Origin of the sequence: Ramlibacter humi (genome assembly GCF_004681975.1) — a bacterium.
GTDB classification, from domain to species: domain Bacteria; phylum Pseudomonadota; class Gammaproteobacteria; order Burkholderiales; family Burkholderiaceae_C; genus Ramlibacter; species Ramlibacter humi.
The window spans coordinates 1-12,935 of record NZ_SMLK01000007.1; the positions used below are offsets into that span (position 1 = coordinate 1).

The following is a 12,935-nucleotide window of genomic DNA, read 5'->3' on the forward strand; positions in this document are numbered from 1 at the left end:
CACCTTTGTACGAGGTGCCTTCGCAAGGGGCGGAGTCGGTGTGCCGGCCACCACGGGCATACCAGGAGAAGTTGTCCGTTGGATCGCTGGCTGCATTCACCTTCACGAAGCCCGTCATCTCCACGTTTTTCCAGTCGTTGGGGACCTGCATGTACCCGCGGCTGGCCAGCTCGTCGGGGTCATACGTGGAGATTGCGTTCCCGTCGTAGCCGGTCGAGGTGAAGACCTCCATGCGCACCTGGTTGCTTCTGATCTTCCAGGAGCCGTCCGCATTCGATTCGACCGTGTCCTGGGGGTCAAAGCGTTTGTCATTGCGAGGGTCCCCCGTCAGAAACCATGCTTCGCCCCCTGCCTTCGACGGATAGATCATCGTCACGCCGAACACATCCTGCTCCGCCGAGGCTGTCGCTGCGACAGGCAAGCCGCCAGGACCCGACGTGTTCGTTGTCGCGGCACCCCCTCCATCTCCACCTCCACCTCCGCCGCCGCAGGCGGAGAGTGCAATCAGCACCGAAAACAAGAGCTCGTAGCGAGCACGTCGTCGAGCAACAGTCTTTGACAGCATCCAGCGGTTTTGGCCATCGCGCGATGATGGATGGCCCCTTCGTGTTTGGAAGGCGCGCAGACTAAGCTGCCTCAGCAGCTCAGCTGTCAGCAAGTGTTGCGGCTGGCACTTCTCTGTCGCGACTCACGTCACGCAGCGACCTCATGCGTCGCGGCAAGTCAGCAGCAGTCGAGGCGTGAACTCAGCGGCAGCGCCCTTGTGATTTCCGCAGGCTTCTGTTGCCCAAGATGCCGAATGAAACAGGCCGCATTGCGAGCGCCGGTACTCTGCCGAGCATTGCAGCAGTACTCACTGCTGTTGACACCACCGATGAGGGCGAGCTCCGTGCCGGCGGACCCATGTCGAATAGAGGGATAGATCATGAGAGCCGCGGCGGATACGGCCGGCAAGCCTCTTGCCAGTGTTGCGGATGTGATCGGGCGTTGGCAGGTCAACGCCACGAAAACGGAGCTTGAATACGGCACGGAACTCGTCAGCAGTCCTTTTGGGCTTCCTGGCGGGCAGCGCATCGGCACCATCGGCAAAGGCGGGGTGGGCAGTTACGAGCACGTCGAAGGCCCTTGCGGGGCAAAGCCGAATCTATGAAGCGAAGGTCGAAGGCAATGTCCTGCGCATTCGCCAAATTCAACCTTCATCCGGCAGCACGACCCCGGTGGCTTATCAACGCATGTAAGCGCGATGCTCACGCATGCGTTCGCATCGGAATGAAGAGCATTGGCACCATCGCCAGCATGTTCCAACCCGGGAAGGTGAAGCCCAGAACAACGGCTGCGGCGGCACAAGCCGGAAGCGCATAGGCTCGCATTTTCAGCGTGCGGAGCACCGGCGCGGTCAGCGCCTGGATGTGGACGCGCGGCTGGTGCAGAAGCTCGCGCGTGCGCCAGGCGCCTGTGAGCGTGATGGCCAGGATGTTGCTCGCGTAGACGATCGCCGCAACAGAGAGGTTGCCGTGTTCGCCGACCAGCGCCGTCGAGAACGGCATCAGGCTGACGAACGCGAGCTGGGCCAGCTCCAGTCGGACCATCGTCCGGGACAGCGAATGCACCAGGCCGTACACACGTACCTGGGACAGCCACAACACGCCCATCACCACGAAGCTCAGGAGCCAGATGAGCACCTTCGGCATCAGCTGCCGCAATGCATGGAGCAAGTCTGCATTGGTCGCCGCTTCGCCCAGCGACGGCAGCTTCAGCTCCAGCACGAGCAGTGTCAGTGCGATGGCGTACAGCCCGTCGCTCAAGGCCTCGACGCGTGGCTTGCCGATGTCGCCCGATAGGAGTCGTGCTTCCATCATGTGACCCTCCTGCGCAAATGCGCACGACAGCGAGATAAGTGAGGGCCCTGACGTGGCCGCTTCTGGCCGAAGGCAGGCATCGTACCGGACTGTCACCGGGCGCCCAACTGAGATGACCGCTTTCGGCTGCGGACATTTAAGCTGGATCTGATGCGACCGATGCACGATGGGTCGAGCACAGCCTCCGCAATCGTCGGGGCCGGGAAGAAGTCATGCCACTTCCCAATTGGATATTGGCTCGCAATCAGAAGCGCTCATGCCCGCGTTCGCGACAATCGCCGCCATGACGACAACGGTTCTCGTGATTTTCGGCCTGGTCTACCTCGGGATGATCCTGGGCGGGCTGCCCTTCCTGCAGCTCGACCGCACCGGGATCGCACTGCTCGGCGCCATCGCGATGATCGCCAGCGAGGCGGTCTCGGTCGAGGACGCCGCGCGAGCCATCCACCTGCCAACCGTGCTGCTGCTGTTCTCGTTCATGGTCGTCTCGGCGCAGATGCGGCTTGGCGGGTTCTACGATTGGGTGACGGTGCGTCTGGCCGCACTTCCGGTCTCGCCGTCGGCGCTGCTGGGTGCACTGATCCTGGTCGCAGCGCTGCTGTCGGCCGTGTTCAGCAACGACGTGGTCTGCCTTGCCGTTGCACCGGTGCTCGTCGAGGCCTGTCTGCGCCGGCGCCTCGACCCGGTCCCCTTCCTGCTGGGGCTGGCATGCGCGGCGAACATCGGTTCCGCGGCCACGTTGATCGGCAACCCCCAGAACATGCTGATCGGGCAGACGTTGCACTTGTCGTTCACAGGCTATGCGGCCTTGGCGCTCGTCCCGGTCGCCGCGGGCCTGGCGTTGACTTGGGCACTCATCGTGATGCGCGTGCGCGGTCGGTGGGAGGCAAGCGACGTACCGGCTGGCGCTCACGTCGAGTCGGCGCCACCGGCGCTGGACCGCTGGCAGACTGCCAAAGGGCTGGCCGTGGCTTTTGCGATCCTGGCGGCTTTCTTGTTCACACCGTGGCCGCGCGATGTCACGGCGCTCGCCGGCGCGGGCCTGCTTTTGCTGAGCCGGCGCTTTCATTCCAGCCGGATGCTCGGCTTGGTCGACTGGGAACTGCTCGTGTTGTTCATGGGACTGTTCATCGTCAACGATGCACTGCAACGCACGGGTGTGCCAGGGCAGCTTGTGACCTTCGCCGCGACGATGGGTCTGCAGCTGGATCATCCGGCGCCGCTGTTCGGCGCGGCGTTCGTGCTGTCCAACATCGTCTCGAATGTGCCGGCCGTGATGCTGTTGATCCCGTTCGCGCAACATCCGCTAGCGGGCCCGCTGCTCGCGCTATCCAGCACCTTCGCCGGCAACCTCTTTATCGTCGGCAGCATCGCCAACATCATCGTCGTCGACGCGGCGCGACGGTGCGGCGTCGTCATCGACTGGCGTCGGCACGCCGCGATCGGCATCCCAGTCACCCTCACGACGCTTGTGGTCACGGCGCTCTACCTGTGGTGGCATACCGGCCAATAGGCACTTGGTGATGCTGCCACGGACCATCGAGCCGCGGCTGCGCGCTCATCTGGCAAGGAGTCCGGCAAGCGCGCATCGTGGCCGAGTGCCGGCGCCGCCGCACGGCTCGCCTCAGGAACTTTCGCTGATCCCCACTTCGGAACAGACACGGCCCAGGAGCGCCTTCACGTCCGCCAGGTCGGCCTCCAGTCGCGCCACCTGGCCCTTCAACGCCGTGAGCTCGCCGAGGGAGACGTCTCCGGCGCCTACTTCGGAACGCGGCACCAGTTCAAGGTCCGTGGGTTCACCCGCCAGCAGGTGAGTCCATCGGCTCTCCCTCGCGCCGGGAAGCCGGGGAAGTTTGCGGACGAGGGCGCCGGCAGCGCGCGCAGCCAACTCCTCCAGGAAAGCTTCCACGGAAGAGATGTCCGCGAAATCGTGCATGCGCTCCGACGCGATCCTCAGTTCACCCGCGGTCTGCGGTCCGCGGAGCATCAGCACGGTGAGCAGGACGATCGATTGCGAAGGAATCTTCAGCACCCCGTCGAGGTTGTGCGCGTATCGGTAGGCACGCCCGCCGCTCGACTCCGTGACCAGGCTCAACGCCCGGAGGCTGTCCAGCGCGCCCTGCGCGCCGGCCTCGGACGCCTCCATGATCGGGTTGCGGCTCGTCTTCTGGTTGCATCCCGAGACGAGCGAGTTGAGCGTGAGCGGATAGCTGTCGGGCACCGTGCGTTGTTTCTCGGACAGCACGCCGAGAACGCGGACCTCGAGCGGGGAAAGAGCGCGAAGATGGGACATCGAACATCGAACTTCGGGTGATGCGGCATCGCAATGTACCGCGCGCATGACGGCGTCCCGCTCCTGGCCGGAACGGGCATCTCGCGCGGCAGAGCTCGACGATCCGGGTTCGACGAAACACGCACCCGGAATGGTCGAGACGGCTGCAAACGTGCGCGCTTGAAAAACGGCGAAGCGCTTCTAGACTTGTTCTCCCATTTCGTGCGGAGTACGAGCATGAGCACACTGACCCAGATCGTCCAGGAAGCCTATGCCGCCTTCGGACGTGGAGATCTCGAAGCCATCCTGGACTTTGTCACCGACGATGTGGAGTGGCGCTTCCTTGCCGGCGACGGTGTGCCCGCCGGAGGGCGATTCCAGGGCAAGCAGGACGTGCGGCAGTGGTTCGGACGGCTTGCCGAAACAGACGACATCCAGAAGTTCGAGCCCCGCGAATTCCTCGAAGGCCCGAACCATGTCACCGTCCTGGGGTGGGAGCAGACGCGCCCGAAACCCAACGGAACCCTGTTCGAGAGCGAGTGGGTGCATGTCTTCGCCTTCCGCGAAGGCAAGGTCAGCCGCTGGATCGGGACGCTCGACACCGCCGCGTATGTGGCGGCGTCAAGATAGACCCGTTTCCCGCAGGTCGACGCCTGCACCTGACCGTTCCTCAGCGTTGTGCGGTGGCTCGCGTCTCGCGCAGCCCCGCCCCGCGCACCTCCACCCGCACTTCGTCCAGCACGCGCCCGCCCGCATCCACCAGCCGCAGCTTGTGCCGCCCCGGCCAGGGCATCCAGCCGGCTTCCGCGCCGCGCACGAACTCCTTGCCGTCCACCTGCCAGCGCACGCCGCGTGACGCGGACGCACGCAGCGCGACGCGCTGCCGCTGCGGCGGGATGTCGGGATCCAGCGCGACGATGGTGCCGTCCACCGGCGACACGATGTGCGGCGCGCCCTCGCCTGCCGGCGCCGCGCCATCAGCCGCGATCAGCGTCTGCTGCGTACCGGGCAGGAACCACTCGGTGCGGGAAGCCTCCAGCGCGCCCTCGTACTTCACCGGCGAGGGCAGCACCCCTGGCGGCGGCGCCGGCGCGCGCGAAGGCTCGCGCGCGTGCAGGTAGCGCATCACGGCCGCCCATGCCGGCGCCGCGCCGCTGGTGCCGCTGACGTCGTGCATGGCCGCGCCGCCGGCGTTGCCCACCCACACGCCGACCGTGTAGCGCTGCGACCAGCCCATGGCCCAGTTGTCGCGCATGTCCTTGCTGGTGCCGGTCTTCACCGCGGTCCAGAAGCGCGTCGCGAGCAGGCTGTCGGTGCCGAAGGTCCTTGCGCGCGCGTTCGGGTCCGACAGGATGTCGCCGACGATGAAAGCCGCCGCGGGATCGATCGCCGGGCGCAACGCCGATCGCGGCTGCGACGCCAGCCAGCGCACTTCCGACACCTTGCCGCCGTTGGCCAGCGTGCGGTACGCGTTCGCCAGCTGCATCAGCGGCACGTCGGCGCTGCCCAGCGCCAGGCTGTAGCCGTACCAGTCGCCGCTTTCCTTCAGCGGCAGGCCGGCGTCGCGCAACTGGCGATGAAAGGCATGCGGCGACACCATCACCAGCGTGCGCACCGCAGGCACGTTGAGCGACGCGCCCAGCGCGGTGCGCACCGACACCAGGCCCTTGAAGTGGTGGTCGTAGTTCTGCGGGATGTACAGGCCCGCGGCCGTGGGGATGTGCGTGGGCGAATCGTCCAGCAGCGAAGCCGCGGTCAGCCGCTTCTCGGCGATGGCTTGCGCGTAGAGGAAAGGCTTGAGCGTGGAGCCCGCCTGGCGCAGCGCGGTGACGCCGTCCACTTCCGCCGCCTGGCTCAGCTCGCCGGAAGAACCCACCCAGGCCAGCACGTCGCCCGTGGCGTTGTCCAGCACCAGCACCGCGCCGTCTTCCACGTTGCGGTGGCGCAGTTCGCGCAATTGCTGCTGCAGCGTCTGCAGCGCGAAGCGCTGGATGTCGGCCCGCAGCGTGGTGGCGATGCGGGTGGCCTGCGGCGACGAAGCGAGCACACGGCGCGCCAGGTGCGGCGCGATGCCTTCACTGGAAGCGAACGCGCGGCGCTGCAGCGCGCCCGTGGTGAGCAGGTCCAGCCCCATGCAGTCCGCCGCTTCGCCCATGTCCTTCAGCACGCCGCACGCACGGCGGGCCACGGCCGCCGCATTCGCATTGGGCGCGCGCACCAGCGCGGCGGCGATGGCCGCTTCGCGCGCGTCCAGCCCGTGCGCCGCCTTGCCGAACAGCGTGCGCGACAGCGCGTCGATGCCGACCATCTCCCCGCGGAACGGCACCAGGTTGAGGTAAGCCTCCAGCACCTGGTCCTTGCGCCAGCGCCGGTCCAGCACCTGCGCGGCCGCGGCCTGCCCCAGTTTCTGCGTCACGCTGCGGCCGCCGGCGCCGATCTTCCAGTCGTCGTCCAGCAGGCCCGCCAGCTGCATGGTGATGGTGGACGCGCCGCGCGTGCGCTGGTGCCACAGGCGGCCCCAGGCGGCGGACGAGACCGCGCGCCAGTCGATGCCGCTGTGTTCCCAGAAGCGGCGGTCCTCCGACATCACCATTGCCAGCCGCAGCGCGGGCGACACGTCTTCCAGCGCCACCCAGTCGCCGCGCCGCACCTGGTCGTCGCGGCGCAGCCGATGCAGCAGCTCGCCGTTGCGGTCGAGGACGACCGTGTCCGAAGGCCGGAAGTCGCGCTTCACCTCGTCGAACGCGGGCAGGCCCCACGCGGGGGCCAGCGCCGCGGCGCACAAGACCAGCGCGACGAGGCGCTTCACCGGCCCGCCTCCACCTTCAAGCGCGCGTTGGGCAGCTCGCCGAACATCTCCGGCGCGTACATCGCTTCCACCCGCGACGGCGGCAGCGCGAAGTCGCCCACGTTGTTCAGGCGCACCGTGTATTCCACCTTCACCGTGCCCTTGGGCAGGTACTCGTAGTAGCTGCGGAAGGCTTCGAAGCTGCGCTCCTCGAAGGCAGCCCAGGCGGCGCCCGCGCGCTTCTCGCCTTGCGTGGCGATCTGCGAGTCGCGGCCCAGGCCGCTGCCCAGGATGGTGGCGCCGCCGGGCACCGGGTCGGACACCACGACCCAGGTCATGTCGGCGGAGGCGGTCACTTCCAGCGTGATGCGCGCCACGTCGCCGCGGCTCCACTTCCCGGCCACGGCCTGCTCCACCGGCGTGATGGTCTTCTTCAGCTGGTAGCCGGCGGAGAACGGCGCCTTCAGGTCGATGGCGGCCAGCGATTGCAGCGTGAGCCACGGCTTGCCCGCACCCTGGTGCGTGACGGTGAGCGTGTCCTTGCCCGCGCCCCAGGGCAGCATGACCGCGTTGTTGCGCAGCGTGCCCGGCGTGGCCGGCGCGCCATAGAGGGAGCGCTCGTGCATCGCGCCCGTGGCGTCGGCGGCTTTCACGCGCTCCACCTTCGCCCAGTCCACCGCGCCCGATTGCGAACCCAGCGCCGCGCGCGTGACGCCGGCCACCGGCACCGATTCGAACTTGCGCGCGAACTTCTCCAGCGCCAGCCCGCCCCACAGGTTGGCCGTGGTCGTCAGCCAGGCGCCGCGCTGCTGCCGCGCGATGAAGCCGTTGGCCAGCCGGCCCATGTCGTCCTTCCACGCCGGGTCGTCCATCACCGCCAGGATCAGGCGCGCCGTGTTGACGTCGCCGTTGGCCATCAGCCACCACCAGTAGTCGTCGCGCTCGGTGCTGAAGACCAGCTTGGTGCCCTGGTACGACAGCCGCGCGCGCAGCATCTGCGAAGCTTCCGCGATGCGCTGGTCGCGCTGCGGCACGTCGGGCACGCGCTTGAGGATGTTCAGCCAGTCGATCACCGCGCTGGTGGGCCACTGGTTGGGCGCGATGGTGATGCTGCCCAGCAGGCGCGCGGGCGCCTTGCCGTAGCGCGACAGCGCTTCCAGCGCCGCCAGCTTTCGCACGTCCAGGTCCTTGCGCGGGCTCCAGAAGTCGCGCTGGATCTTGCCTTCGATGAAGGCGGTGAGGCCGCGTTCCATCGGCGCGCGCACTTCATCGGAGAGCGCGAAGCCGGGGTTCAGCCCCGCGGCTTCGTGCGTGGCCGCCAGGATGTACGAGGTGAGGATGTCGCTGCCGCGGTTGGACTCACCGTCGCGCGGCGGGAAGTAGTTGGCCAGGCCGTCGGCGTCCAGGTAGGTGGGAATCTGCGCCACCACGGCCTGCCACAGCTTCTCGTCGCGCAGGCCGACCGACTTGCTGGCCTTCTGCTCCAGGCAGATGAACGGATAGGCGGCGAACCAGTCGCGCACGCCCGGCAGGCCTTCGGCCAGCTTCGGCTGCAGCGCGATCTTCACGCCGCCGCGCTTGTCGCCGCCGGCAGGCAGCGCGTCGGCGGGCGGCGCGACGTCCAGCGAGAACGGCCCATCCAGCTGAACCAGCGTGGCCTGCTGCACCGTCAGCGGCACCGTGGGCACGATGCGCTGGCTGGCCTTGAGCGCGTCGCGCGCGTTGCCCAGCGTGTCGCGCGCATCGATCTCCCACAGGATGGCGCCGGCACGCGTCTGGGCCAGCGCCGCGGGTGCCGTGACCATCCAGGCCACTTCGCGCGCTTCGCCGGCGGGCACGTCCACCGTCTGCGGCTGCAGCGTGAGGCCAGTCGCGCGCGGCGCGACTTCCACCTTCATCGCCTTGGCCGTGGTGTTGCGCACCGTCAGCTGCGCGCGGAACTGGTCGTCGTCGCGCACCAGCGGCGGCAGGCCGCTGATGATCTGCAGGTCCTGCGTGGCGCGGATGGTCGCCTGCCCGGTGCCGAACAGCTGCGTGCCGTGGTCGGCCACCGCGACGATGCGGAAGCTGGTGATCGAGTCGTTCAGCGGCACGGTGACCACCGCCTCGCCCTTCGCGTCGAGCACCACGCGCGGGTTCCACAGCAGCAGCGTGTCCAGCAGTTCGCGCTGCGGGCTCTTGCCGCCCCCGCCGCCCGCGGGCGCCGCCTTGCGGCCGTAGTGGCGGCGGCCGATGATCTCCATCGCCGCCGTGGAGGTCTCCACGCCCCATGACCGCCGCCGCAGCATGGCTTCCAGCAGCTTCCAGCTGTCGTTGGGCATCAGTTCCAGCAGCGCCTGGTCCACCGCTGCCAAAGCCACTTCGCCATTTGCCGCGGGCGAGCCGTCGGGCTTGGTGACCTTGACGGTCACGCGCGACTGGCCGCGCACCGTGTACGCCTCGCGATCGGGCTTGACCGACACGGCCAGCTCGTGCGCCTTGGTGCCGACGCGGAATTCCGCGAGCCCGAGCCGGAAAGCCGGCTTGGACAGGTCCACCAGCGCCGTGGGCGCCACCCAGTCACGCCCCTCGTCGCGGTAAGCGTGCCACCACTCGCGCGGCGCCTTGTAGCCCCAGGTGAAGAAGCTGTACCAGGGCACCTCGCGCAGGCGGCCCCGCAGCGCCAGCACGCTGACATACACGTTGGGCGCCCAGCCCTCCTCCACCTTCATCTCGATGGTGGGGTCGTCGCCGCGCAGGTCCACCACGCGGGTCTGCACGATGCCTTCGCGCTCCACCGTCACCAGCGCGGTGGCGAAGCGGAACGGCATGCGCACCTGCAGCCGCGCGGTCTCACCCGGCTGGTAGGCCTTCTTCTCCGGCAGCACGTCGATGCGGTCGCTGTTGTCGCCGCCGAACCAGAGCTCGCCCTGCTTGGTCACCCACACCGAGCCCGCCGCCTGCTGCGTGCGGCCTTGCGCATCGGTGGCGGTCGCCACCAGTTCGACCTCGCCCGCTTCCTTCAGCCGCGACTCGCACAGCAGCAACCCGCGCGAATCGCTCTTGCCGCTGCACACCGTGCCCAGGTCCTTCAGCTCGGTCTTGCTGTCGTAGGTGTAGAAGCCGCCCACCATGCGCTTGCGGCTGGTGGTGGTGATGCGCGCCTGGGCCTGCACCTGCAGCGGCACGCCCGCCGCGGGCTTGCCGTTCAAGTCCAGCGCCAGCGCCTGGAAGCGCATGGCCTGGCTGTTGGACACCCAGCTCTCGGTCTTGATGCCGGCGACCACGGCGGCCGGCCACACGGTGGCGACGTTGCGAAGCGTCTGCACCTCGCCGTTCGGGTCGGCATAGCTGGCTTCCAGCACCAGGTCCTGCGGCATCTTCGATGCCGGGACCTTGGGCAAGGTGACGCGGCCCGCGCCCTGGCGGTCCAGCGTCAACGGCAGCTTGTCGGCAATGACGCGCGCGTCGTCCGACGAGGTGTCCTCCTCATCGCCGCGGCCCGAGTCCGCGCGCTTGCCGCGCGGCGGCTGGAAGCTGAAGCCTTCGTAGTCCGCGTACGAAGGAACCTTGCGGCGGACCATGGCGGACACGCGCACCGGCAGGTTGGCGGCGCCGCCGCCCGAGACGTAGTTCACCTGCACGTCGGTGGGCAGGCTGGTGACGCCGACCAGCGCCTGTTTGTCGGAAGGCGCGATGCGGCCTTCCAGCACCGGCAGGCGGAACTCCTCGACGCGGAAGCTGCCCGACGCGCTTTCCCCGCTCCTGCCGCGCAGCGACACCTCGTACGCCCCCAGCTTGGCCGCGGGCGGGATCTTGAACTCGCTTTCCCCGCTCTGCCCGCCGGTGGCGGTGCGCCGCCAAGCCAGCGGCTGCGTGAATTGCGTCCCGCTGCCGACGTGGGTGACGATCAGCTGCGTCGGCAGGTCGGGCGGCACGCCGAGCCCGGTGCGCGTCTCGACGCGCGCCAGGTGCTTCATCGACACCGTCTCGCCGGCGCGCAGCAGAGTCCGGTCGAACACCGTGTGGTAGCGGCGATCAGGCACGGGTTCGCTGCTGGTGGGCACGTCGAAGCGCCAGGACTCGATGCCGCGGTTCCAGTCGCTGAAGGTGAAGGCCAGGTCTTCGCCGCCTTGCGCGTCCTTCGCGCGCGCGCTGACGAAGTAGGCGTAGCGCCAGCTGCCTTCACTGTCGCCGAAGCAGCGCGGCGCGCGGGAACTCAGGTCCTTGAGGTACACGATGCCCTGCGCATCGGTGGTGCCGGTGGCCAGCTCCTTGCCGTCGCAGGTGGACACGCGCACCCGCGCGCCGGCCACGGCCTTGCCCTTGTCCAGCGTGGTCACCCACGCCAGCGCGTTCTCGCGCCCCAGCTTGAAATGCACCGCCAGGTTGGTGACCAGTGCGGTGGTCCGCACGTACATCGTGCGCTGCGCGCCGAAGCCTTGGTCCAGCAGCGACTGCCCCAGCAGCGGTGATGCGATCTCCACCACGTGGAAGCCCGGCGTCATGGGAATGCCGACGACTTCGAACGGGCGCGGGTCGTTCGATGCGGCCTTGGGGATCTCCAGCGACCGCACGCCGGGCTGCCCCGCCAGCAGCGACAGCATGCGCGCCTGCACCTGCGACTTGTTCTCCTGCGAAGGCAGTACGGGCGGCAGCGCGTGCTTCACCTCGCGCGCGGCGTCGGCGCGTTCGACGTACCAGGTGTCGTAGCGGCCGACCTTGCGCAGCCAGGCCAGGATGTCGGCGTCGCTGCGCGGCGTGAGGTCGCCCACCTTGGAAGCCGCGAGGCCCTGGATCTTGAGCGAAGCCTCGACGTTGCGAAGCGTCACCGGCAGCACCGGGCCGCCCTCCGGCTCGGCGTAGCGCTCCACGATGCCGAACGGCGAGGCGGCGAACTTGGCCAGCGGCGGCATGGCGCCCGTCGCCACCTTCAGCGGGAAGTTGTCGGCGTTGCGCAGCGCGCGGCCCGAAGCGTCCTGGAAATCGCGCGGCAGTTCCAGCGTGAACTGGGCGCGCTCGGGGAACAGCGCCTTGAACTGCACGCCGTTGACGACGGCGTCCGCATCGCCTTCCTGCTCGAACTCGGGCTTGTACTCCTGCTTCTCGCCCTTGAGCCGGATCTTCTCGGCGATTTGCCGCGGCACGGGCGCGTTGAACGCCAGCGACATCGGCCGGATGGGCAGGCAGGCGGCCTGCGCGTTCTCGCGCTCGCAGGTGAAGCTGGCGGCGAACGGCTCGCGCACCTGGTACGAAAAACGCTTCTCGACGCTGTTGGGCACGCCGCTGGGCGTGGCCACGCCCTTGCCGTACACCAGTTGCACCCGCGCATTGGGCGGCAGGCGGCGGTTGCAGGCCAGCGTGGCGTACCGCAGCGGCTCCTTGGCCGCCGGCTTGTCCATGCGCATCCCTTTGAGCAGCTCGTCGCGTTCCTTCTGCGACAGCAGCCGCACCGGCACGCGCTCGCCGACGCCTTCCACGCTGCAGCTGACGTTGGCCTGCAGGCTTTCCAGCGTGGCCGCGCCATTCAGCTGCAAAAGGAAGAACTGTTCTTCGTCGATGCGGCCGTCGCCCGGCCGCGCCGACTGCACGAAGGGTCCGCCGGTGGTGAAGCGCCAGCTGCCGGCCGCCAGGTCCGCGCCTTGCGGCGACTTGAAGCCGGCCTTCGCCTGCAGCGTGCAGTTCACGCCGGGCGGCAAGTCATCGCGGAAGTCGAAGATCCATTCGCGGTCATTGGTCCAGCGCCCGGTGCCGGCCGTGGCCTGCGCATCGCTGCAGGACAGCTGCACCGGCGCGGCGGCCTTGGGGTCGCCGAAGTTGACACCGGCGGCATCGAGCTTGACCACCACCTGCCGCACCCGCGCGACCTCGCCTTGCGGCGAGACGGCGGTGACCTGCAGGGCCTGGGCCTGGAAAGCGGCCAGCCCGAAGGCGGCCAACAGCGAACGACGGGCGAACTCGCGAAGAACCACGGCCACTCCTCCTTGTTGTTGCGCGGGGAGCGTAGCGCAAGGCCGCGGCCACGCGTGTTGCATCC

Annotated in this window: 8 protein-coding genes; 3 read left to right on the forward strand and 5 right to left on the reverse strand. The window is 68.5% G+C overall.

The window, feature by feature from the left end:
* Window positions 1-376 (reverse strand): hypothetical protein (locus EZ216_RS17685; RefSeq protein ID WP_205959703.1); only part of this gene is annotated, 376 nt, incomplete at its 3' end.
* A gap of 549 nt (window positions 377-925) precedes the next feature.
* Here EZ216_RS17685 and EZ216_RS17690 point away from each other — a divergent pair.
* The gene (locus tag EZ216_RS17690; RefSeq protein ID WP_135251118.1) at window positions 926-1,150 is read left to right on the forward strand and encodes a hypothetical protein; all 225 of its coding nucleotides are present in this window, start codon (window positions 926-928) and stop codon (window positions 1,148-1,150) included.
* Between the two features lie 97 nt (window positions 1,151-1,247).
* Here EZ216_RS17690 and EZ216_RS17695 read toward each other — a convergent pair whose 3' ends face one another.
* Complete coding sequence (locus tag EZ216_RS17695) at window positions 1,248-1,856, reverse strand: TMEM175 family protein (RefSeq protein WP_167772950.1); 609 nt, start codon at window positions 1,854-1,856, stop codon at window positions 1,248-1,250.
* A gap of 259 nt (window positions 1,857-2,115) precedes the next feature.
* Here EZ216_RS17695 and EZ216_RS17705 point away from each other — a divergent pair, with 259 nt between their 5' ends.
* The gene (locus EZ216_RS17705) at window positions 2,116-3,372 is read left to right on the forward strand and encodes an anion transporter (protein WP_205959704.1); all 1,257 of its coding nucleotides are present in this window, start codon (window positions 2,116-2,118) and stop codon (window positions 3,370-3,372) included.
* Between the two features lie 111 nt (window positions 3,373-3,483).
* Here the strand turns inward: EZ216_RS17705 and EZ216_RS17710 are convergent, their stop codons facing one another.
* Window positions 3,484-4,152, reverse strand: coding sequence for a YceH family protein (locus EZ216_RS17710; protein ID WP_135251120.1), 669 nt, complete (start codon window positions 4,150-4,152; stop codon window positions 3,484-3,486).
* A gap of 216 nt (window positions 4,153-4,368) precedes the next feature.
* Here EZ216_RS17710 and EZ216_RS17715 point away from each other — a divergent pair, with 216 nt between their 5' ends.
* Window positions 4,369-4,761: a nuclear transport factor 2 family protein gene (locus EZ216_RS17715; RefSeq protein ID WP_135251121.1), complete on the forward strand. Its 393-nt coding sequence runs from the start codon at window positions 4,369-4,371 to the stop codon at window positions 4,759-4,761.
* 40 nt (window positions 4,762-4,801) lie between these two features.
* Here EZ216_RS17715 and pbpC read toward each other — a convergent pair whose 3' ends face one another.
* Together pbpC and EZ216_RS17725 are read right to left on the reverse strand one after the other, a co-directional pair.
* The gene (pbpC, locus tag EZ216_RS17720; protein WP_135251122.1) at window positions 4,802-6,940 is read right to left on the reverse strand and encodes a penicillin-binding protein 1C; all 2,139 of its coding nucleotides are present in this window, start codon (window positions 6,938-6,940) and stop codon (window positions 4,802-4,804) included.
* Window positions 6,937-12,933 (reverse strand): alpha-2-macroglobulin family protein, encoded by a 5,997-nt coding sequence (locus EZ216_RS17725; protein WP_135251123.1) that lies wholly within the window; start codon window positions 12,931-12,933, stop codon window positions 6,937-6,939. Before EZ216_RS17725 ends, pbpC begins: the two co-directional genes overlap by 4 nt.
* Between the last annotated feature and the right edge of the window lie 2 nt (window positions 12,934-12,935).

Bases quoted from the DNA above. Each gene is read 5' to 3' on its own strand.
- EZ216_RS17690 (WP_135251118.1), top strand. From the start codon at position 926: ATGAGAGCCGCGGCGGATACGGCCGGCAAGCCTCTTGCCAGTGTTGCG.
- EZ216_RS17695 (WP_167772950.1), bottom strand. From the start codon at position 1,856: ATGGAAGCACGACTCCTATCGGGCGACATCGGCAAGCCACGCGTCGAG.
- EZ216_RS17705 (WP_205959704.1), top strand. From the start codon at position 2,116: ATGCCCGCGTTCGCGACAATCGCCGCCATGACGACAACGGTTCTCGTG.
- EZ216_RS17710 (WP_135251120.1), bottom strand. From the start codon at position 4,152: ATGTCCCATCTTCGCGCTCTTTCCCCGCTCGAGGTCCGCGTTCTCGGC.
- EZ216_RS17715 (WP_135251121.1), top strand. From the start codon at position 4,369: ATGAGCACACTGACCCAGATCGTCCAGGAAGCCTATGCCGCCTTCGGA.
- EZ216_RS17725 (WP_135251123.1), bottom strand. From the start codon at position 12,933: ATGCAACACGCGTGGCCGCGGCCTTGCGCTACGCTCCCCGCGCAACAA.